Origin of the sequence: Bradyrhizobium sp. Mp27 (assembly GCF_029953005.1) — a bacterium.
Classification (GTDB): domain Bacteria; phylum Pseudomonadota; class Alphaproteobacteria; order Rhizobiales; family Xanthobacteraceae; genus Bradyrhizobium; species Bradyrhizobium barranii.
The window spans coordinates 1-218 of record NZ_JASAUS010000894.1 but is presented as its reverse complement, the minus strand read 5'-3'; the positions used below and the strand labels follow the sequence as shown (position 1 = coordinate 218).

The 218-nt window shown below is 58.7% G+C and carries 1 protein-coding gene; it reads right to left on the bottom strand.

Annotated features, from left to right (window positions below):
• Positions 1 to 19 precede the first annotated feature (19 nt).
• Positions 20 to 218: hypothetical protein (locus QJT78_RS52925; protein WP_281461023.1), on the bottom strand; the 199-nt coding region annotated here is incomplete at its 5' end.

The following is a 218-nucleotide window of genomic DNA, read 5'->3' as shown; positions in this document are numbered from 1 at the left end:
AAACGTCCTGCCTGACCGGCTACTGCTGTTCAGCGGCGCTGACGGCGATCATCAGGTGGGGGAGTTTCAAGTGACCATACCCGGGGGATTTTGACCGACCCACGGGGACATCGACATTGATCGGTTGCGGCAACGGATCGTCGAGTTGAACGCTGAACACAAGATGGATGGCGAGATCGCGGCAATACTCAATCAGGAAGGCTTCGTCGCGGCCCGAG